The sequence below is a fragment of the Shewanella sp. SM29 genome (genome assembly GCF_025654245.1).
In the GTDB taxonomy this organism is placed as follows: Bacteria; Pseudomonadota; Gammaproteobacteria; order Enterobacterales; family Shewanellaceae; genus Shewanella; species Shewanella oncorhynchi.
In genome coordinates this window covers 1-20611 of the sequence record NZ_JAKKRN010000021.1, presented here as the reverse complement: position 1 = coordinate 20611, position 20611 = coordinate 1, and the positions used below count along the sequence as shown (strand labels likewise).

Sequence of the window (20611 nt, the reverse complement as noted above, 5' to 3'; positions counted from 1 at the left end):
TCACTGATTAAATTCGACTATTTACGATTCTGCATCCACAAATGGTATTGCTAGGCTGAAAAAGGACCACGGCATAATCTTTGGTGTCATCCATATCTAACACCTCGATACTGAGATTGTGCATTTCTGAGTCATTAAAATGTAAGCTGCTGATATAGGATAGATATTTCATATGTTCTGGCCAATTTTTTTGCTTTTCAATTTCAGATTCCGTTTTCGTTTTAACGGTAACTTTATAGGTCATGCTATTGGCCTCAATACTGTCGACTTTGCCTTGCATTAAAATATTGCCCGCACTCGTACCGTCAATATTAAAGTAACGATAATTGATCTGCGTATTGTCAGCGGCAATCAAAACATCCACGAGTAGGTAAAATTTACCGTCACTGCTAACACTCGAGCTGCCGCTAGGATTGGCACTAGAATGGCGGTCGAATAATTCAGAGCTGCAATTTAAAATCATCGTCTGATTGGTAGCCGACTGTTTGTATATCACACCGCAGGCCATAATCAATGCCGACAAGATAACAATATTAATCGTCCACTTTAGCCATTTAGCCACAGATGTTAACCTCCTGCAGCCAAGCAGCATCGATGAAGGTTTTCGGTCGAGTGAAATCACTGATTTTAATATTACGGATCACTGACTGACCGAGTTTTTCGCCTCGAAAAGTAATATTAAGCACTTGTTTATCATGGGACAAAGAAGCATAAACATCAGCCCAATCACTTTGACCGCAGGCGATTAATCCTGCACTTAAGCGCTCACCTAATTCGAAGAGTAAGGTGTTATTAGTATTGGAATCAGCAAATAAGTGTAATCGTACTTGCTGGCCTGAAGCCAAAGGTAATATTGAGGTCATAAGTGCTTGGGTTGGCTTGCTGTGATCCGTATGATTCAAATAAAACACCGAAAACGCTAACATAAACCCGAATAACACTAAGGCACTCCACAAAGGCACTGTGTGCAATCTGAGGTAATTAACACCTCTAAACTCAGTCCCATTAGATGGTTGGAGTAAATAACCTTGGCCTTTCACGGTTTCAATCAAGCCCTCATATTGAGGTCCAAGAAAGCTGCGAAGCATAAAAACAGCACGGGCCACAGAGGTATCAGTTAGCGGCGGATGCTTTCCATCCCCCGTCTTCAGCATGTGCTTAGAAACCAACTTACCTTGATGCTCAACAAGCAAATTAAGTACTTGTAACTCGGCTCGAGGAAGATGCCAAGATTCATCGCGAGACAACTCAATCAGTATGCCTCGTTCCCGATCAAACCTGCAGTCTCCCAATTGCATCAACATCCACTCAACTCCATAAAAACACAAAGTTAAGTCTATGCAAACTAACTAATGATTAATGTGATCTTGCTAACCCAAGTCAGCAAATAGTTAATTTTCGTGAGACGACCCCCAAGTTCAGCGCTATTAGGCAAAAACATGCGTTAACTCACAGGAATAAATGCCATTTAGCACATGGTAAATTCGGCATAAATTTACATAAATATAACAAAAATCGGGACGATGAGCACTTTGCAATCTGTTTAGTTAATTAAAATACATAATTTAAGTCGGTTAATTCTATTGTAGTGACGCTATTTACCGCTCATGTAAAAGGCAAATATCCTCCGGCGTAAATCACAATATTTATCTCAAGCATGCTTAGAATTTACGCCATCAATTTATCTTTAGCATTTGATAAATAGAAGTAATCCTACATAGAGGAAATACATAATGAGCATAAATAGACGTCAAGCATTAACCCGTATTATTGGTATTAGCACCGCTGCGGCAGGTGCAACACTCATGGGAACATCGGTTCTCGCGGCAACGAATGCCGATGGTCAATATCAATTAGCGATAGGTGAGAAACTTAAATACGTTCCACTTGATGCAATGGCAACAGCAAAACTGGCCTATGAAACGGGTGGTGGTTGTATGCACCAAGTTTTTCATGCCGTTGTGACTATGCTAGCCCAATCTAATAGTGCCGATGCAGACAAGTTCAAAACAATTCCAACGGCATTAGCCGCCTATGGTTTTGCAGGGGTAACGGGTCAAGGCACGCTCTGCGGTAATCTTAATGCGATAGGCATGTTAGTGAATATTTTAGATGACATTAATGGTCACAATAACGCCGTGATAGCTAATACCTTCCGCTACTACGAAAATACAACGCTCCCTTTATCTTCACCTGAATTTGTTACTGGTATTGGCTCGACAGCAGAAAAAACGGCTCTTGTGGGCAGTTCATCAAAAGCCAAGAGCGTGTTATGTCACTCATCTATCAGTAACTGGTCAAAGGCTTCTGGCTTACCATTCGCGAAAAAAGGTGAACGCTGCTACCGCTTATCCGCGTCTATGGCTTATTACCTAGTAGATGTATTGAATCGTGCCTATCAAGGGGAGAATATCGGCACCCTTGTTGGTAGTAAGCCAACACCAGATGCGCAAGATTGCCAAACTTGTCATGGTAGCACTAGCACACTAGGCTCAGCGGCAAGTGTAAAGACAGACATGGAATGCACCACTTGCCATACAGGGCATTTCAATTAAGGAGACTGTGATGAAATACCCATTACTCACATTGACCCTCGCGACATTAATGCTCGTAGGATGTGGCAGTGACAGCAATAACACTGAGCCTGAAACGCCGCAGCCACCTCCCGTCGAAAATGCAGTAAACATTGATGAAGCAACGCAAATAAATCTCAAGCTTGAGCAATTTGACTCGAGTACAGGGACAATTCAATTTTCACTGACGAATGCGCAACAAGAAGCGATCACTGCAGCAAAAACCTATGATATTTACTATTTTGGGTTCCCCGACAAAGCCAAGGAATCCTCGAATCCGAAGGCATGGAAACACTGGCATGTTACCCAAAATTATCGTTGCCAAAGTCTTGGAGAATGCAGCGGTAAATTAACCGAAGTCACAAGCGGTCAATATCAATTTGAGATAGCTGGCTTAGATTGGGCTCAGCAGGATCCAAGTGGTTCAGTGGCACAAATTAAAGTCGCGATTCAGATCTACGGTGCAAAAGCCAATAACGAGCTGGATTTAATCCAAGTTCTACCGCAATAATCCTTCCCATGACATATCCAAACAAATAGAGGCATCCATCGGATGCCTCTATTTTATTCATTGATATCTAGACGTTATGCGATTGAATTTTGTTAGCTCGATGTTGTTCGCTAAATAATTCGCGATATTATCCGCTACAAAACGACTCACAAACACCAATACAGCCCAAAAGGTGAATGAGCAGTACTTTTATTTAGAACATCGCAGCATTGAGCCACATATGTACTAAAATGCTCGCGATATAACCCAGCGCAATGACAGGTGTCCAACGCAAATGGGCACCAAAGGTGTAAATCCCCCTAGCTTGTCCCATTAACGCGACCCCTGCAGCACTGCCAATTGACAATAAACTGCCCCCAACTCCTGCGGTTAACGTTACCAGTAACCATTGGCCTAAGGCCATCTCAGGGTTCATCGTCAACACAGCAAACATCACCGGAATATTATCAACAACAGAAGACAACAGACCGATAGCCACGTTGGCATAAGTCGTATCCCAATTGGAATACAAAGCCTCAGATACTAAGCTCAAGTACCCCATAAAGCCAAGGCCACCCACACATAGCACTACACCATAAAAGAACAACAGGGTATCCCATTCAGCACGGGAGATCCTGCTAAACACATCGAAGGGCACCACACTACCAAGCTGCTGAAGACGCTGCTCGTCCTGACGCAATTCAGCCTTTGCACGTTCGCGGGCAACGGAACGATTGAAGGTTTTACGCAGATAAAAACCAAAGAATTGTAAGAAACCTAATCCCGTCATCATACCCAATACAGGCGGCATACCTAAGAAGGAATGAGCACACACTGCCGTAGCGATTGTGAGTAAAAACAACGCAACAATTCGCTTAGCACCCGGCTTAGTATAAACATGCTCTTTTTCTGGCTCTGGCACGAAATGTGGAATAAACACACTCATAATGGCAGCGGGTAATGCAAAGTTCACTAAAGCAGGAATAAACAGATGGAAGAAATCGCTAAAGTGCACTAATCCTTTTTGCCACACCATTAAGGTCGTGATATCACCAAACGGGCTAAACGCGCCACCCGCATTAGCCGCAACAACAATGTTGATACAGGCTAGGGTGATAAACTTGCGTTGCCCTGCCCCCACTTTCATCACCACGGCACACATCAATAGTGCAGTCGTTAAATTATCTGCCACGGGTGAGATAAAGAACGCCATAAACCCCGTCAACCAAAATACGGTTCTTAGACTAAACCCACGGCCAACAAGCCAACCACGAATGGCATCAAATAAATTTCGCTCTTCCATAGCATTGATATAAGTCATCGCCACGAGTAAGAAGAGTAGAAGCTCAGCATATTCAAGCAAGTTATGTTTGAATGCTGCTTCCGACACTTCAGACATACCATTTTGTACATACACAAAACCTATCATGCCCCAGATAATCCCTGCTGCGACCAGCACAGGTTTCGACTTGCGTAAATGTAACGACTCCTCAGCCATCACCATTATGTATGCAAGTACAAACACAAAGACGGCAACATAACCCACACTCGATGCGGTTAAATTAAGCCGTTCTATCCCTTCTGTCATAGCCCATGCTGCAGGTGAGAATCCGCTCAATATTGCAACGCAGAATAGACTCCATAACGCCATTCCACTGCCTTTAAACAACCGCTGTAATTTCATTAAAGTTCATCTCTACGTAGGAAATTAGTCGAAAATTACCATAGCTTCGGCATAGTAAATGTTGATAAAACGCAACTTTCTATGCATTACCCTATAACCAAAGGCGTTTAAAACATTAATTTTTGTATAACTACAGCGATAACTAATAAAGAAACATTTAACTTAGTCTAAAAAGAGCCAATAAAAAAGCACCTCAAAGGTGCTTTTTAGTTTCTAAATCAGTGTCACAGCATTAGAAGGAATATAACAAGGTCATATTGGTTTCTGTATCTGTACTTTTCTTATTATCCAACGGCTCGCTGTTGTAGCGCACAATAATGGCAAACTTCATTGCTAATGCGCCGATAATATTCGCCGTTAACGAAGTTTCAGAGCGGGCATCGAGCTTATCACCGTAATCTGCAACGAAACGTTGTTGGAATTTAGAGGTGTCAGTGATTTCGGTTTCAAAGTTGATCACACCGTGAGCAACGACGCTGTCATTGGTGTCATGGCCTTCGATAAGTGCTTGCTCTGTATCAAGACGCTGATAGATATAACCTGGACCGACTTCGACATCTAAAAAGGTCTTACTAGTATCATAGAATCTATAACCATAACCCGCTGCGCCAGATAGCGTGTAATCATAACCTGTGAACGGATCAACTTCATAATTACCGTTAGCAAACAAGTAGCTACGATCTGTCATCTTGTAGTTACCTTGTGCGCCCGCTAAATAGCGTTTCGCGGTAACAGAACCTGTATCCTCTTTATATAAACCTTCGAGTAAGTACTGATTCTCCCAATCGCCAAGCTCATGCTTAAGATTTAAACGTCCTTTGAATGATGAGGTTTCAGTGTTACCTGTGGTTAAGGTTGCACCAAGTTCAGCTTCACCTGCGAATGTCTCATCGCCTTTTACAAAATCGGCCCCAGCTGTCGCCATAAAAGGTGCAGTCATTAATAGTGCTGCGGTCAGTACTTTCTTCATGTTTATCCGTTCCTGTTCCGTTAAATCCAATCCCTATAAATATCTGTTCGTCCCAGCGATGCTGAATAAGCACATATTAATAAGGGTTAGTATTTTCCCCTGAAAATCTGCGCGATATTAACATTTACGATTAAAAAATGAAAATTGCAGCTATTTTAAGTATAAAAAACCCGCTTTAGCGGGTTTTTATCTCAGCGATAACGCTTACATATTGATCTTAGGATCTAACGCGCCAGACTGATACGCTTTATACATTGCTTGTAAAGACAATGGCTTAATCTTAGATGCTTGACCTGCACAGCCGAAAGCTTCATAGCGAACCGTACAGATATCGGCCATGGCTTCCATTGATGCTTTCAGGAATTTACGTGGATCAAATTCACTTGGGTGTTCAGCTAGGAATTTACGAACGGCACCCGTTGATGCTAAACGTAAGTCGGTATCAATGTTGACTTTACGTACACCGTGTTTGATACCTTCTACGATTTCTTCTAATGGCACACCGTAGGTTTCTGGGATCTGACCACCATATTGGTTGATGATCTTTAGCCACTCTTGTGGCACAGAAGATGACCCGTGCATCACTAAGTGAGTGTTAGGAATACGCGCATGAATTTCTTTGATGCGGTCGATACGCAGTACATCGCCTGTCGGTTTACGACTGAACTTATATGCACCATGGCTAGTACCGATAGCAATAGCGAGTGCATCAACATGGGTATCGGCAACGAAACGCGCCGCTTCTTCAGGGCTAGTCAGCATTTGATCGTGACTTAAAATACCTGATGCACCAACACCATCTTCTTCGCCAGCTTGGCCAGTTTCTAAGCTGCCTAAACAGCCAATTTCACCTTCAACTGACACACCACACGCATGGGCAAATGCCACTGTACGACGGGTAACATCAACGTTGTACTCGTACGATGCAGGCGTTTTGCCGTCAGCCATCAAAGAGCCGTCCATCATGACTGATGACATGCCTAATTGGATAGAACGCTGACAAATATCAGGATCGGTACCGTGGTCTTGGTGAATACACACAGGGATATCTGGGTACTGCTCAAGAGCCGCTGCCATCAAATATTTTAAGAACTGTGGGCGAGCGTATTTACGCGCGCCAGCAGAAGCTTGCACTATCACAGGGCTGTCTGTTGCTTCAGCGGCCTGCATGATGGCACGCATCTGCTCTAAGTTGTTAACGTTAAACGCAGGCACACCGTATCCATGTTCTGCTGCGTGATCAAGTAGTTGTCGTAGGGAAATTAACGCCATTTTTTAACTCCAATAATAGGGTGATATCTATCACCGAGGTCGCTATCGTTTGGATGGATTTTTATACCCGCATTCAACTCTGTACCTTAAATAAACAACTTAAATTAAGCACCTTAGATGAATACGGGCGGTTTTTTTATAATTTTTTACTTTTTATCAAAGCTTTGATGTTATCAGAGCTTATCGCGGCGTCTTATGCGCCGCGTTTTTTAAAACTTAATGATTAAGCGCCGCGTTTTTCTAACATAGCAACAGCCGGTAATTCTTTACCTTCGAGGAACTCGAGGAAAGCACCGCCGCCAGTCGAAATGTAAGACACTTTATCGGCAATACCGTACTTATCAACCGCAGCCAAAGTGTCACCACCGCCTGCGATAGAGAACGCTTTTGAATCAGCAATCGCTTGGGCGATACGCTTAGTACCTTCACCGAATTGGTCGAATTCGAACACGCCCACAGGGCCGTTCCACACGATAGTACCAGCAGATTCGATGATTTTAGCCAGTGCTTCAGCGCTATCTGGACCAATATCGAAAATCATTTCGCCATCAGCGACTTCGCTAACCGATTTTAACGTCGCTGTCGCAGTTGGGCTAAACTCGCCCGCAACGACCACATCAGTCGGCACAGGAATATCGGCGCCACGGCTCTTAGCATTAGCCACTAAACGCTTAGCTTCGTCGATCAAATCCGCTTCATACAGCGATTTACCGACATTGTAGCCCGCCGCCGCAATGAAAGTATTGGCAATACCGCCGCCAACCACTAACTGATCGACTATGCCTGAAAGACTTTCTAGCACGGTCAGCTTAGTCGACACTTTAGAGCCACCGACAATCGCCACCATTGGACGCGCAGGATTATCTAATGCCTTGCCTAAGGCATCTAATTCTTGCGCCAGTAATGGACCGGCACAGGCGATTGGGGCAAACATGCCCACGCCATGGGTCGATGCTTGGGCACGATGTGCAGTACCGAAGGCGTCCATCACATAGACATCACACAGCGCCGCCATTTTTTTCGATAAGGCTTCGTTGTTCTTACCTTCACCCACGTTGAAACGCACGTTTTCGAACACAACCACTTCACCCATGGCAACGTCAACGCCATCTAAATAGTCGGTCGCTAAACGCACAGGACAAGACAGGGCTTTTGCCAAATAATCGACCACAGGTTGCATAGAATATTCAGCATTGTATTCGCCTTCGGTCGGACGACCTAAATGCGACATCACCATCACAGCCGCACCTTTTTCAAGGGCCAACTCGATAGTCGGTAGAGAGGCGCGCAGACGTGCATCACTGGTGACGACGCCATTGCTGACAGGGACATTGAGATCTTCGCGGATAAGCACGCGCTTACCTTGTAGATCCAGATCTGACATATTGATAATTGCCATGGTAACGCTTCCTTTTATAATCAAAAAACAAACTGTTTCACACTATAGCCGGTATGAATTGACTGCCGCTCGGCGCTCGACATCCCGTCGAATTGGCATAAATTCAGTGACCCACAAGTGAATAATCTACTTTTATCAGCCTCGCTTGGCCGCGATCATCGCCAAACTCGTATCTAACATACGATTGGCAAAACCCCACTCGTTATCGCACCACAGGAGTAACTTCACCAACTGACCGGCGCTCACGCGGGTCTGGGTACCATCGACAATACTGGAGCGCGGATCATGGTTGAAATCACATGAGACTAAGGGCTCATCAGTATAGCCTAAGATGCCGTTAAATCGCCCATTGGCGGCTGATTCAAGCACCTGATTGACTGTGGCAATATCGACGGTTTTTTCTAAGGTCACGGACAAATCGATGGCGGTCACGTTGATGGTGGGCACGCGCACCGAAATCGCTTCAAACTTATTTTTCATGTGCGGCAAGATCCGCTCTATGCCGCGGGCAAGTTTAGTGTCGACAGGGATAATCGATTGGCCAGCGGCGCGGGTACGACGCAAATCATCATGGTAAGCATCAATCACTTGCTGATCGTTCATCGCCGAATGGATAGTGGTAATGGCACCGCTTTTAACGCCAAAGTGGCGATCGAGCACATCGATCACTGGCACGATACAGTTTGTGGTGCAAGAAGCGTTGGACACCACAGTGTGTTCGGCGCGGAGTAAATCGTGGTTTACACCATAGACAATCGTGCCATCGACATCAGCAGAGGATGGATGACTTATCAGCACTTGTTTAGCGCCGGCGTGAATATGGGCTTCGCAGCTTTGACGATCGACTAATACGCCTGTGGCTTCATAGACAATATCTATGTCCATCTCGTGCCAAGGGAGTTTTGCCGGATCGGGCTCGTGGAGGATTTTTATCGCATCGTCGCCAATCAGCATATGATCATCAACAAGCTTCACTTTATGCGCAAACCGACCGTGGGTGGTGTCGTACTGGGTCAGATGAATAATGGCTTCAGGTTTAGCTAATTCATTAATCGCGACAATCTGCATTTGCTGCCGTTTTCCAGACTCATATAAAGCTCGGAGAATAGAGCGGCCGATACGGCCATAACCATTGATAGCGACTCGGATCATTGAGGTCTCAATTTCCTCTTAATACAAAAACGGCCTGCAAACGATTGCAGGCCGCATTATACAGATTAACACTTAAAAAGTTTAACCTTTTGTATTGAATCTAATCCCTTGAGCGATTAGCCCAATGATTTTGCAGCATTCAGCACATTTTCAACGGTGAAACCGAAGTGATTCAATAGCACGTTACCCGGCGCAGACTCACCAAATGTGGTCATGCCCACAACTGTGCCTTCAAACCCGACGTACTTGTACCAGAAATCGGTATGCGCCGCTTCAATAGCCACACGTTTAGTCACTGCACGTGGTAATACAGATTCTTTATACGCGGCATCTTGCTTATCGAACTCAGTTGTCGATGGCATAGAAACTACGCGAACGTGTTTACCTTGCTCAGTTAGTGCAGCGGCTGCATCCATTGCCAATTGTACTTCGCTACCAGTTGCGATCAGGATCAGCTCTGGTGTACCCGCACAGTCTTGCAGTACATAAGCACCTTTAGCCACATTAGCTAATTGCTCAGCGGTACGCGCTTGCGCTTTCAGGTTTTGACGGCTGAAGATCAGTGACGTAGGTGCATTACGGCGCTCAATCGCAGCTTTCCAAGAAACTGCCGTTTCTGCCGCATCACATGGACGCCATACGGCCATATTTGGCGTCATACGCAGGTTAGCTAATTGCTCAACTGGCTGATGCGTTGGGCCATCTTCACCTTGACCGATAGAGTCATGGGTATAAACGAAGATGTTTTGAATGCCCATCAGCGCCGACATACGAACTGCGTTACGAGCATATTCCATGAACATCATGAAAGTTGCGCCGTAATTGATGAAACCACCATGCAGCGAAGCACCGTTCATAATGCCGCTCATGCCGAATTCACGCACGCCGTAGTAAATGTAGTTACCAGCTGGATCGTCTTGAATACCTTTAGAACCTGACCACAGTGTCAAGTTAGAACCCGCTAAGTCAGCAGAGCCGCCTAACAGTTCAGGCAACATAGCGCCAAATGCACCGATAGCATTTTGTGAGGCTTTACGGCTCGCAATGCCTTCGGCTTTGTCCTGTGATGCTTGTACGAATGCCTGCGCTTTTTCTTCGAAATCAGCCGGTAATTCACCTTTCAGAACGCGACGCTCATATTCAGCAGCCAGTTCTGGGTGAGCAGCGCGATATGCTGCAAACTTCTCGTTCCACGCTGCTTCACGGGCCGCACCGGCTTCTTTGGCATCCCAACCGGCATAAACGTCAGCAGGGATTTCAAATGGTGCATGTGGCCAGCCAAGGAATTCACGGGCGGCTGCGATTTCTGCATCGCCTAGTGGCGCGCCGTGACAATCGTGGCTGCCAGATTTGTTGGGTGAACCAAAACCGATAATGGTTTTGCAGCAAATCATGGTTGGTTTATCGGTAACGGCTTTAGCCGCTTCGATAGCAGCACGGATTGCCGCGCTATCGTGACCGTCAACACCGGCAATCACATGCCAGCCGTAAGCTTCAAAACGTTTTGGCGTATCATCGGTGAACCAGCCTTCAACATGGCCATCGATAGAAATACCGTTGTCATCCCAAAATGCGACCAGTTTACCTAAACCTAAAGTACCGGCTAATGAACAGGCTTCGTGGGAAATGCCTTCCATCAAACAGCCATCGCCGAGGAAGCAGTAAGTGTAGTGATCAACGATATCGTGACCATCACGGTTAAACTGTGCCGCTAAGGTTTTCTCAGCAATCGCCATACCGACAGCGTTGCTGATGCCCGCACCGAGTGGACCCGTTGTGGTTTCAACACCTGGGGTGTAACCGTATTCTGGGTGACCCGGGGTTTTAGAATGCAATTGACGGAACTGTTTTAGCTCTTCAATTGGTAATTCATAACCAGTCAGGTGAAGTAAAGAGTAAATCAGCATTGAACCGTGACCGTTAGAGAGGATAAAACGATCTCTATCTACCCATTTCGGATTGTTCGGGTTGTGCTTAAGGAAATCATTCCACAGCACTTCAGCAATATCTGCCATACCCATTGGGGCGCCGGGATGGCCTGAATTTGCTTTTTGAACTGCATCCATACTTAACGCACGGATTGCGTTTGCGAGTACTTTACGGGAAGACATGCTCTCTCCTGCTTGTTTGTGGGGTCTAGCGGGCAATTTGGATGCATATTTTCCCCTACATGCCAGTGTGACGCAAACTAAAATTACCATTCACTCAGCAAAAGATGGCCGAATATATACCCAAACAACCTGAAGATGCAGGATTCAGGTCGCTTGGGTATACAAGTCGCAGAAACAAGCCAGTCACTTTGCTCGCGTTTACTTGAGAGGGCATAGCAAGGATCACTTGTAATGGAGAAATAAATTTCTCAAAAACATAGCAAACTTAATACTATGAAATATAAGAAAAATAACCTATTTATGACTGAGCGTAGTCGTTTTCAGGTCACAATCTGAGAGGATTTTTTATTATCGGGGGTGATCGGCAATCGGATTTAAACTAAAATAGCCGTCTAGATGTAGATGCTTCTACACGTTTGAATGCTAACGACGAGATTTTCCTACTATGGCAAAGCACTTGTTTACTTCTGAGTCGGTCTCAGAAGGTCATCCCGATAAGATTGCAGATCAGATTTCTGATGCTGTGCTAGATGCAATTCTGGCTCAAGATCCAAAAGCACGCGTAGCGTGTGAAACTTATGTCAAAACCGGCATGGTATTAGTAGGTGGTGAAGTAACTACCTCTGCCTGGGTTGATATTGAAGAAATCACCCGTAAAACGGTGCGTGAAATTGGTTATACCCATTCAGATATGGGGTTTGATGCAGACTCGTGCGCAGTATTAAACGCCATTGGTAAGCAATCACCCGACATTAATCAAGGTGTAGACCGCGCAGACCCTGCAGAGCAAGGTGCTGGCGATCAAGGGTTAATGTTTGGCTATGCTAACAACGAAACCGACATTCTGATGCCTGCACCTATCACCTATGCTCACGCATTAGTGAAACGTCAGTCTGAAGTGCGTAAAAATGGCACGCTACCTTGGTTACGCCCAGATGCGAAAAGCCAAGTCACTTTTGCCTATGATGATGGCAAAATTGTCGGTATCGATGCAGTTGTGTTATCGACTCAGCACAGAGATGACGTTTCACAAGCCGACTTAATTGAAGGTGTGATGGAAACCATCATCAAGCCAGTGTTACCGGCTCAATGGTTAAACAAAGATACTAAGTTCTTTATCAACCCAACTGGCCGTTTTGTTATCGGTGGTCCAGTAGGCGATTGCGGCTTAACGGGTCGTAAGATCATCGTTGACACCTACGGCGGCATGGCCCGTCATGGTGGTGGCGCATTCTCTGGTAAAGATCCATCAAAAGTGGACCGTAGCGCAGCATACGCTGCCCGTTATGTGGCAAAAAACATAGTTGCAGCAGGTCTTGCTGATCGCTGTGAAATCCAAGTGTCTTACGCTATTGGTGTGGCAGAGCCGACCTCTATCAGCATCGAGACCTTCGGTACCGGTAAAGTATCTGAAGAAGTGCTGATCAAGTTAGTACGTCAACACTTTGAACTGCGCCCGTACGGTTTAACGGCCATGCTAGATTTAGCACGTCCAATTTATCAAGCGACCGCCGCTTATGGCCACTTTGGTCGCAGTGAATTCCCATGGGAAGCGACTGATAAAGCCGAAATATTGCGCGCTGACGCGGGTCTATAGTCTTAATTCATTTCAATTTTTACACTTAAGACCCATAAAAAACCGCTACCCAGCGGTTTTTTTATGTCTGACATTTAGTTAGATTACAAATATGGCAAAATAAAAGCAGCATATACACAGACCATTAGAGTGCAAAGACCATGACCGATAACGCCATCTTATTACAGCAACTTCAATCTTGTGCATGGGCAGCCAACGTAGGTCAGCCAGAGGAAACAGCAAAGACATACGGTACATTAGAGGAGATCGCCGCTTTTCTTGAATCCGATCCTGAAGCCTTTTTTGAAACACCTTACGAAATCCACTATGAAAGCCTGTGTGTAACTGATCATGACTTGGCTAATTCGTTAAAAACAAAGGCAGTAATAAATGATGTGCATACTTGGATTTCTGACAACGAAGTCGATGAAATTTCTAAGTCAGCTTACCTCTCTACTTGGAAAATTATTCCCGTTGCAGAAATATGCGCGCTGACATCCGATGACGCTAATACGCTCGCAACACTGCTCCTAGCTGACGTTAAACTTTCAGCCTTTACGAGTGAACGCCTATCTTGGTATCTCTGTGGAAGAATACCCTTTGGTTATATTGGTACTTATCCAAACGGACAATGGCTGATTCTGTAGGCTTATACGCTAGCACCTTTAATTTTTCTGACTTCATCTAGGGTCTATTGAGCTTTCGAGAATGATTTTTAGAGAGCATGCCAAGATTGATACTAACCAATGCACGCAGGGAAACGCTATTTCATTTAATGAACAGCACAGGCCGTGTTTATGATAAACCTGAACATAGATAAACATTTGAAGGCATTCTTTACCGCCTTCTAGCAGGCCCCCCTTAGCAAGATTGACCCAAAGAGTTGGGCCATTGGAGTACGGTTTTTAGAGGGTTTCATTTATGATCTAAAAAGACATTCAGGCCTATTTACTCAAAGCTTTAGTGAAAATGGCCGACACGGAATGGGTCTTTATTGATGGCTCGATAGTGCGGACTCACCAGCACAGTGCAGGTGCACTGAGTAATGAGAGTTACCCTATTGTTTAATTGATAGTGGATACCTTTATCAAACGGGTAACTCTCAGTTTTATCTATCGCCCATGAATATCAAATAATGGCTAATGCACAGGGTATTCGTTTAGAAACGTACATTCATACCAACCCAGAAGTTACGGGCCTTATCTTTGTTATTAAAATCATCAACGTAAGATGCTGTGTATCCGTTTTGGCCATTATCGTCAGAGACACAAGTCGTGCTAGTGTCACTACATTCGGTGAAGACAATATCGTATGAAGTAAAATCTTTATCAAACAAGTTATTTACTCGCATGTTGAAGGTGACAAACTCACTCGCCTGATAAGAACCACCAAGATGGAACACGTTATAACCCTTATAGTAAAGTGCAGCATCATTAATGATATCCCAAGAGCGATAACGTTTAGCACGGTATTCTGAGGTCAAGAATACGTTAAATGAGTCGGTCAACTCCCATTTTAATGTCGCGTTTGCCATATGCTTGGCACTGTTGCCGAGTGGACGGCCTTGCTCTGCACCGCTTTTCTGCTCGCTATCTGTGTAGGTATAATTAGCATTTAACGTTAAGGCATCTAGAATTTCCCAACGTCCCGCGAGCTCAGCTCCTTGAATAGTAACTTTATCTATGTTGACTGTTTTGCTACTGACTGCATAACCTAAATCAGCATATTCACCCGCATCGGAACATTCTATGCTCGTACCTTTACCACAGGGTTGTGAAGCAATCTTATCGTCAAAGTCATTTTTAAAGATAGTGACGTTAAAATTATGGCCATCTGGATGAGACCAATACAGGGCGACTTCGCTGGACACACTGGTTTCAGCTTCGAGATCTGGGTTACCAAATTGCGGTGAGGTTCCTTGGCCACCAAAGCCAACGACACCATCATACAATTGTGTGGTTTTAGGTGTTTTAAAACCTGTGCTCACCCCACCCTTTACAGTCCACTCATTATTAATGGTGTAAACGCCGTATAGACGTGGGCTGAGTTGATTGCCAAATATTTCATGATCATCATGACGTAAACCCGCAGTAACAGATAAATCAGAAGTCATGCTCCATGTATCTTCAGCAAAAACAGACCACATATTATGTTCTTGTACTGCGCCCGGCGTACCTTCTTCCATACCAAATACACCGTCTTTCAACTCACCACGAATCACCTGCGCACCCGTCACTGCGACATGATTTCCTGCAGCTTCAAATGGAATATCGAGTTTCATATCAAGCGTATATTGATTACTTGCCATTTCGCGTTTAGGTCTAGGCAGGAAAGTGGATTCAGCAATCGCTTTACGTTCGGCTTCAGTCATGCCGGTGTAATCCCCTTTACCATCAATCATCTGCAGTAGTAATACTCGCTCAGCAGTGGTAAATGGCAGTGTGCGGCCATTATTTTGTGTGTCTACATAGGATAGTGACACAAAGCTTGTACCAAAATCCCAAGCACCTTCATGGGTTAATGCCCAAGCATCACGGGTAAATTTTTGAGTCTCGCTGTAACCCGCTCGCGGATTTGAGCGTCTTGCCCATTCACCACCGCTGGCTAGACAAGCAGCCTCACGGGAACCTACGCCGCCTTTACAGAAGTTACTGGCAATCCAGAGACTATCGATATTATCAACAGTACCAAGCGGATACTCGCGTTCACCGTTATCATTGATCAGTGGTGTATTATCATAATCTTGAGATGAGGAATCTAAATCAAACCAAATTTTGTGATGTTCATTTAACGTCCAACTTAAACTACCACCTAACATATGATTTTCGTTATCGACGGTTTTACCGCCACCACCAAAACCGAGTGAACGAGTGCGTACTTCTCCATTAGGATAATCTACTGGTGCGTACTCTGGTGTAGACCCCATTCGATCATAGATACTGCCATGAATAGATAACCCAAGAACGCCTTTAATGAGGGGACCCATCACGCTGAAATCGGTAGTGATATCTTCACCATAGGCATCATTGGTTTGATGAGTTCGGCTGTGAGTGATAGAGCCAGACCATTCGTCGCCCACTTTTTTAGTGATGATGTTCACCACACCACCTAGAGCATCTGCACCGTATAACGTTGATGCTGGCCCACGAATAACTTCAATTCGATCAATAGCATCAAGTGGTGGTACATGACCAAATTGATTGCCACCAAAACTGTTTGGATAAATATCACCATGGTTATTCTGACGCTTACCATCGACAAGGATTAAGGTATAGTCAGATCCCATACCGCGTAGACTGATGGTACCTTGCCCTGTTTTATCACGGGTTTCACCAATATCAACCCCTTCCAAGTCACGCACTGCATCTAGGAGAGTGGTATAAGGTTTTATCATCAAATCTTCTTGGGTGATAACAGAAATACTGGCTGGTGCATCAACCAATTTCTGTTCATATCCAGAGGCAGTAACAACCATAACTTCCATTTTTCTGTCGGGAGCCTCTTCGGCTTGGACAAAATTACCCGCAAATACAGCGGTAATGGCAACTGCCAAGCAAGTTTGACGAAATAACATAAACCTCTCCTGTTTAGTAAACTTAGTTTACAAATGTAACCTATAAATGATTTCGCGAATGATAATGATTAACATTAGTGAGATCAATCAAAAGTTGAATACAACAGAAATAACATTTACGTTTATAAAGTAATCACATTCCAGAAAGAGTTTTTGACATGAACTTTGAAGTTATGAGTGAAGAAAATACCGCGATTGTGGATGCGCTGATAGACTGCGTTCGGCAATATAATGCTGGGCTGCTGGGCTCTTAGGACCCGAGAAATCAGTGCCTTTGACTGTCATAGCACGCGATGAAACTGGCAAGTTGATTGGTGGTGTGGGTGGACGGACTATCTATAAAAAACTTCTTAATCAATGTTGTCTGGGTTGATGACCAAACCAGAGGTACAGGGCTTGGGTGCAAACTCATGGCGCTTGCCGAAGCTGAGACGAAGCAACGGGGTTGCTTGGTCGCTCAAGTGAATACCTTATCGATTCAAGCCCCTGTATTTTATGAAAAACAAGGGTTTGAGATCATAGGTACAGTCACCACTACCCCTCAGCGCATCTTTCTGATGAAGAAGTATTGATCAAAAAAGCGATTGAGAAACTGGCTGAATAAGCGCACTTAGCAATGGTCGAAATGGGCGTTTTGCATGCACAGTAGACCAATCTGCTCTTGGGATAAAATGGCGCACTCTAGCGCCTTTTTCGTATTCGTGCGGCTGACTTGCGCATCGCTCAGTTGCGTTATCGTCGCAGAATAGGCATTGGTTCGGCCACAATCGAGCCAAATGTTCCCCACTTGTACCCAATAATGCTGCGCTTGCCCTGAATCGGAAACAAACTCGACTTCAAATCCCCTCGCCTCATATTCATGGTGAGCGCACTCAGATAGGACCAATCTCAAGTTGTCCCAAGCCGATAAATTGACTTCGGCATAGGCCGTTAATAGTGACTCAACAAATTGTACTTTCATGTATTTATCTCCGTTATTTAACCTGAACTCAGGTTATTTACACAGTAGAGATTGAATCCTTAATTTCTATCGTCGAACAACTAAGCTTGGGTCTTTGCCGCCATTAAATAATAATCCCTTGCCGAAACGGTGAAAAAATCCACCACCTGCATGTGCGCTTTACCAGAGTGAGCGGCAAAGGAACGTTCATTATCTTCAGCAATAAAGGTCAGCATATAGCTAAAATGCGGAGCAACTTGGCGACGAATTTCACGGACTAATGCCTCGAAAATCCCTTGCCCACGGTAGGCTTGCTGCACCCAAATCGGCCCGTATTGGCAAGAATTGGCCTTAGTTAATTTAGGTCCATCCCAATCGAGTTGCCCCAAACGATTCAACAAAGTGCGGTAAATGGGCCAATGTTCGAAAAATCCCCAACGGCCTGCAATCACATAACCGACGATCTGCTGCTCAACCAGTGCCACTACAATCCAATGGTGCAGCACTAATTCGCTCAGTTCACCGTGGGAAAAAGCTTGCCCTTGTAACCCCATACTGGCGGAAGCTAATTCATCATTAAGATGTTTTTTCTCTAGCATCGCTAAGAAATCAACATCTTGAGGTAAGGCTAGTCTAATTTTCACAGTATTCTCACAGCATTATTTCGGCTTTGGGCCCAATTTCAGCCCGCCAGTATACTCGGTTGGGTTAATAGGCACAGCTAGAACAGGGTATTATTTAGGGCTTTGATTTGCTAAATATCCTTTTATTTCGCAAACTTAATGGATATTTAGCCATAGTTAGGCGTTTGTATGTTGCCCGAAACCATTAATCCCAACTTGAGTTTACTTGATAGCGACAATCAACAAGTGAATCTCACTCGCTGGATGCACCAATGTGAGCTCATCAAAAGCTATTACAACGCTAACACGGTTTTTATATTCCAAAAAATCAGTGCCGGGTTTGAGATCATTGTCAGCGCAATCACTGAAACACCACAATTTACCGCGGGCACTTTATATCCACCAGCACTCGAACTCTTCAAACAGATACAAAACAGCCAACCTGATGGTTTATATCAAAACCTCGGCAGCTTTATGTTAGAAGATTTACCAAGGGATTTTGATGGTATTCAGCATATTCTCTCACGTCCTATCGCTTGGCCGGATGGTAGCCAATTTGGTGCCCTGTGTGTACTCAACCCGCATATAACAGAGCCACTAGTCAATGCCGCTATGCTCGAACCATTTCAGATTTTACTGCAACAGGAATTATCTCTGCTGTGTCAGAACCATAGAATTGAATCCCTTTCGATGCGCGATCAAGAAACCGGTATGCTCAACCATTATGGCTTCTTGATGATGGCGCCAAGACAGCTCAATTTAGGCCGCCGCTTTGGCGCCCATGCAGGTATCATCTTCTTTGAATTACTGAGCACGGATAACACACCAATACCACTCGAAAATAATCACCACAGACTGTTAGGCAAGTTAATCCAAGATACGATAAGAACCGCTGACGTTGCCGCCCATTACAACAGCACTCAATTTGTGGTACTTGCTTTTGTGGATGGTGAACGGGATGTTCTACATATTATGAAGCGAGTAGAAAAGCAGCTAGAACAACAAAACCATCAGCTAAAACTCGATGTGAGTTACAGTTTTTTTACCCCAGAATCCAGCGCCAAACTTGCACCTATGATGGAACTCGCACGGGGTAAACTTGATTCAATGCGCCCACCTGTACCCCAAGCCGCAGACACGCCAGTAGAACCCGCCATTGACTCAAGCTTGTACGATAATCCCGCCGCAGATTCGGCAGAGCTTTGATTTAATGAAATTTAGGCTTAATTAGGCAGTACAAAATTACTTGGAATGCTCATCTTGGCGCTTCGCCCATTGGATAAACAGCACCACAGGATAGGGCGACATTAAGACCAACCCTAAACCAATCAGACTTGAGATCAATAACATGCCGCTTATCTCTAGACTCCATTGCGTCAACATATAAAACCCAAGTCCACAAACTAGCATCAATACACCTAACCAATGTAAAAACTTCAACAAATTCAGAGTACTTTTAAATGAGCCTGTCATATAAACCCCTTTAGATCTTACGAAAAACTTGTCACACTATGGCCATAATCATGGAAAAAGGAACCGCAACGATGTTAAAACAAACATTCATCTTAGGTGCATTACTCTTAGGCATCACCGCCTGCCAAAGTGCCGATATAGCCCCAAATGATACCATTCCATTAGAAGGCCGCTGGCACATTGAAATGGTCCAAGGCCAACCGACTATCGATTACAGCCCAGCGCAAATCACCTTTGAGGCCGAAGGTAAATTACATGGCAACAACAGCTGCAATAACTTTTTCGGTCAATATACTCAGCAAGGCGAAGAGCTTAAGCTATCTCCTGCCGGTAGCACAATGAAAGCCTGTGTGGATGCCCTAATGCAGCAAGAGCACAAAGTGATGCAAGCTATGCCATTAGTTACCAAAGCAAAATTAGTGCAAGGCCGACTTACCTTACTTAACAGCGACGACAAGCCAGTGTTAGTGTTAAGCCAAATGAAGTAACCATAAAACTTGTCAGCATAAAAAAACCGCCAATGGCTAATGCCGTTCACTTAAGAGTGAACGGCATTTTTCTTTGGTCTAACCGGGAACTTGTTTTTGCTCATTTTAAGAACTCGTGGATATGCCCTTTCCCGTTTACCATCCAGCTTAAATTGCCGTGCATTTCGTTCTATATCCAATACGTCTCTCGGGACATTCCCCGGTGTTTGTGATGACAGTTGTGTCAACTTGAAGATGATATAACTCGCCGCATCTCGAAAACTCAGTTGATTGGGGTGGACCGATG

General features: G+C 44.6%; 18 protein-coding genes and 3 pseudogenes. 8 read left to right on the top strand and 13 right to left on the bottom strand.

Going from position 1 to position 20611, the window contains the following annotated elements:
* Positions 1–7: 7 nt before the first annotated feature.
* Together L5L77_RS14740 and L5L77_RS14735 are read right to left on the bottom strand one after the other, a co-directional pair.
* The gene (locus L5L77_RS14740) at positions 8–562 is read right to left on the bottom strand and encodes a hypothetical protein (protein ID WP_113939813.1); all 555 of its coding nucleotides are present in this window, start codon (positions 560–562) and stop codon (positions 8–10) included.
* The gene (locus L5L77_RS14735) at positions 555–1304 is read right to left on the bottom strand and encodes a transcriptional regulator (RefSeq protein WP_105250092.1); all 750 of its coding nucleotides are present in this window, start codon (positions 1302–1304) and stop codon (positions 555–557) included. The genes L5L77_RS14740 and L5L77_RS14735 overlap by 8 nt, the downstream gene beginning before the upstream one ends.
* A gap of 429 nt (positions 1305–1733) precedes the next feature.
* Between L5L77_RS14735 and L5L77_RS14730 the strand changes: the two genes are divergently transcribed.
* Positions 1734–2555, top strand: coding sequence for a cytochrome c3 family protein (locus L5L77_RS14730; protein ID WP_263185905.1), 822 nt, complete (start codon positions 1734–1736; stop codon positions 2553–2555).
* Between the two features lie 10 nt (positions 2556–2565).
* Positions 2566–3084 (top strand): hypothetical protein, encoded by a 519-nt coding sequence (locus tag L5L77_RS14725; protein ID WP_173497322.1) that lies wholly within the window; start codon positions 2566–2568, stop codon positions 3082–3084.
* 193 nt (positions 3085–3277) lie between these two features.
* Here the strand turns inward: L5L77_RS14725 and nhaD are convergent, their stop codons facing one another.
* The 6 genes from nhaD to tkt all read right to left on the bottom strand — a co-directional run bounded on the left by nhaD (position 3278) and on the right by tkt (position 11651).
* The gene (nhaD, locus tag L5L77_RS14720) at positions 3278–4747 is read right to left on the bottom strand and encodes a sodium:proton antiporter NhaD (protein ID WP_173246601.1); all 1470 of its coding nucleotides are present in this window, start codon (positions 4745–4747) and stop codon (positions 3278–3280) included.
* Between the two features lie 232 nt (positions 4748–4979).
* The gene (locus tag L5L77_RS14715) at positions 4980–5717 is read right to left on the bottom strand and encodes a YdiY family protein (protein ID WP_028761626.1); all 738 of its coding nucleotides are present in this window, start codon (positions 5715–5717) and stop codon (positions 4980–4982) included.
* Positions 5718–5921: 204 nt separating this feature from the next.
* The gene (gene fba / locus L5L77_RS14710; RefSeq protein WP_028761627.1) at positions 5922–6989 is read right to left on the bottom strand and encodes a class II fructose-bisphosphate aldolase; all 1068 of its coding nucleotides are present in this window, start codon (positions 6987–6989) and stop codon (positions 5922–5924) included.
* Between the two features lie 223 nt (positions 6990–7212).
* Positions 7213–8388: a phosphoglycerate kinase gene (locus L5L77_RS14705; protein ID WP_263185904.1), complete on the bottom strand. Its 1176-nt coding sequence runs from the start codon at positions 8386–8388 to the stop codon at positions 7213–7215.
* A 135-nt stretch (positions 8389–8523) separates the two neighbouring features.
* Complete coding sequence (epd, locus tag L5L77_RS14700) at positions 8524–9540, bottom strand: erythrose-4-phosphate dehydrogenase (protein WP_105250098.1); 1017 nt, start codon at positions 9538–9540, stop codon at positions 8524–8526.
* A gap of 116 nt (positions 9541–9656) precedes the next feature.
* On the bottom strand, positions 9657–11651 hold the full coding sequence (tkt, locus tag L5L77_RS14695) for a transketolase (protein WP_028761630.1): 1995 nt from the start codon (positions 11649–11651) through the stop codon (positions 9657–9659).
* Positions 11652–12096: 445 nt separating this feature from the next.
* On the opposite strand from tkt, the gene metK reads away from it, so the two are divergent.
* The 3 genes and pseudogenes from metK to L5L77_RS14680 all read left to right on the top strand — a co-directional run.
* The gene (metK, locus tag L5L77_RS14690) at positions 12097–13248 is read left to right on the top strand and encodes a methionine adenosyltransferase (protein ID WP_028761631.1); all 1152 of its coding nucleotides are present in this window, start codon (positions 12097–12099) and stop codon (positions 13246–13248) included.
* 140 nt (positions 13249–13388) lie between these two features.
* Positions 13389–13874, top strand: a complete 486-nt coding sequence (locus tag L5L77_RS14685; RefSeq protein WP_263223018.1) for a hypothetical protein — start codon at positions 13389–13391, stop codon at positions 13872–13874.
* Between the two features lie 77 nt (positions 13875–13951).
* Positions 13952–14280: pseudogene (locus tag L5L77_RS14680) on the top strand (IS5/IS1182 family transposase); the annotation flags it as partial.
* Between the two features lie 106 nt (positions 14281–14386).
* On the opposite strand, the gene L5L77_RS14675 reads toward L5L77_RS14680, so the two are convergent.
* Complete coding sequence (locus tag L5L77_RS14675) at positions 14387–16801, bottom strand: TonB-dependent receptor domain-containing protein (protein WP_212599759.1); 2415 nt, start codon at positions 16799–16801, stop codon at positions 14387–14389.
* A gap of 158 nt (positions 16802–16959) precedes the next feature.
* Between L5L77_RS14675 and L5L77_RS22720 the strand changes: the two are divergent.
* Positions 16960–17373 (top strand): annotated as a pseudogene (locus L5L77_RS22720) (GNAT family N-acetyltransferase).
* A 38-nt stretch (positions 17374–17411) separates the two neighbouring features.
* On the opposite strand, the gene L5L77_RS14665 reads toward L5L77_RS22720, so the two are convergent.
* Together L5L77_RS14665 and L5L77_RS14660 are read right to left on the bottom strand one after the other, a co-directional pair.
* A complete protein-coding gene (locus L5L77_RS14665) occupies positions 17412–17762 on the bottom strand; it encodes a hypothetical protein (RefSeq protein WP_263185901.1) in 351 nt (116 codons plus the stop codon).
* 80 nt (positions 17763–17842) lie between these two features.
* Positions 17843–18385: a GNAT family N-acetyltransferase gene (locus L5L77_RS14660; protein WP_263185900.1), complete on the bottom strand. Its 543-nt coding sequence runs from the start codon at positions 18383–18385 to the stop codon at positions 17843–17845.
* A 168-nt stretch (positions 18386–18553) separates the two neighbouring features.
* Here L5L77_RS14660 and L5L77_RS14655 point away from each other — a divergent pair, with 168 nt between their 5' ends.
* On the top strand, positions 18554–19570 hold the full coding sequence (locus L5L77_RS14655) for a GGDEF domain-containing protein (RefSeq protein ID WP_263223016.1): 1017 nt from the start codon (positions 18554–18556) through the stop codon (positions 19568–19570).
* Between the two features lie 36 nt (positions 19571–19606).
* Here L5L77_RS14655 and L5L77_RS14650 read toward each other — a convergent pair whose 3' ends face one another.
* A complete protein-coding gene (locus L5L77_RS14650) occupies positions 19607–19837 on the bottom strand; it encodes a hypothetical protein (protein ID WP_028759411.1) in 231 nt (76 codons plus the stop codon).
* Between the two features lie 71 nt (positions 19838–19908).
* Between L5L77_RS14650 and L5L77_RS14645 the strand changes: the two genes are divergently transcribed.
* Positions 19909–20325: an META domain-containing protein gene (locus L5L77_RS14645; protein WP_113939802.1), complete on the top strand. Its 417-nt coding sequence runs from the start codon at positions 19909–19911 to the stop codon at positions 20323–20325.
* Positions 20326–20375: 50 nt separating this feature from the next.
* Here the strand turns inward: L5L77_RS14645 and L5L77_RS14640 are convergent.
* A pseudogene (locus tag L5L77_RS14640) lies at positions 20376–20611 on the bottom strand (IS4 family transposase); the annotation flags it as partial.

Excerpts from the sequence above, each read along its gene's own strand:
- L5L77_RS14735 (WP_105250092.1), bottom strand. The coding sequence starts at position 1,304 with ATGTTGATGCAATTGGGAGACTGCAGGTTTGATCGGGAACGAGGCATA.
- L5L77_RS14730 (WP_263185905.1), top strand. The coding sequence starts at position 1,734 with ATGAGCATAAATAGACGTCAAGCATTAACCCGTATTATTGGTATTAGC.
- L5L77_RS14725 (WP_173497322.1), top strand. The coding sequence starts at position 2,566 with ATGAAATACCCATTACTCACATTGACCCTCGCGACATTAATGCTCGTA.
- nhaD (WP_173246601.1), bottom strand. The coding sequence starts at position 4,747 with ATGAAATTACAGCGGTTGTTTAAAGGCAGTGGAATGGCGTTATGGAGT.
- L5L77_RS14715 (WP_028761626.1), bottom strand. The coding sequence starts at position 5,717 with ATGAAGAAAGTACTGACCGCAGCACTATTAATGACTGCACCTTTTATG.
- fba (WP_028761627.1), bottom strand. The coding sequence starts at position 6,989 with ATGGCGTTAATTTCCCTACGACAACTACTTGATCACGCAGCAGAACAT.
- L5L77_RS14705 (WP_263185904.1), bottom strand. The coding sequence starts at position 8,388 with ATGGCAATTATCAATATGTCAGATCTGGATCTACAAGGTAAGCGCGTG.
- epd (WP_105250098.1), bottom strand. The coding sequence starts at position 9,540 with ATGATCCGAGTCGCTATCAATGGTTATGGCCGTATCGGCCGCTCTATT.
- tkt (WP_028761630.1), bottom strand. The coding sequence starts at position 11,651 with ATGTCTTCCCGTAAAGTACTCGCAAACGCAATCCGTGCGTTAAGTATG.
- metK (WP_028761631.1), top strand. The coding sequence starts at position 12,097 with ATGGCAAAGCACTTGTTTACTTCTGAGTCGGTCTCAGAAGGTCATCCC.
- L5L77_RS14685 (WP_263223018.1), top strand. The coding sequence starts at position 13,389 with ATGACCGATAACGCCATCTTATTACAGCAACTTCAATCTTGTGCATGG.
- L5L77_RS14675 (WP_212599759.1), bottom strand. The coding sequence starts at position 16,801 with ATGTTATTTCGTCAAACTTGCTTGGCAGTTGCCATTACCGCTGTATTT.
- L5L77_RS14665 (WP_263185901.1), bottom strand. The coding sequence starts at position 17,762 with ATGAAAGTACAATTTGTTGAGTCACTATTAACGGCCTATGCCGAAGTC.
- L5L77_RS14655 (WP_263223016.1), top strand. The coding sequence starts at position 18,554 with ATGTTGCCCGAAACCATTAATCCCAACTTGAGTTTACTTGATAGCGAC.
- L5L77_RS14650 (WP_028759411.1), bottom strand. The coding sequence starts at position 19,837 with ATGACAGGCTCATTTAAAAGTACTCTGAATTTGTTGAAGTTTTTACAT.
- L5L77_RS14645 (WP_113939802.1), top strand. The coding sequence starts at position 19,909 with ATGTTAAAACAAACATTCATCTTAGGTGCATTACTCTTAGGCATCACC.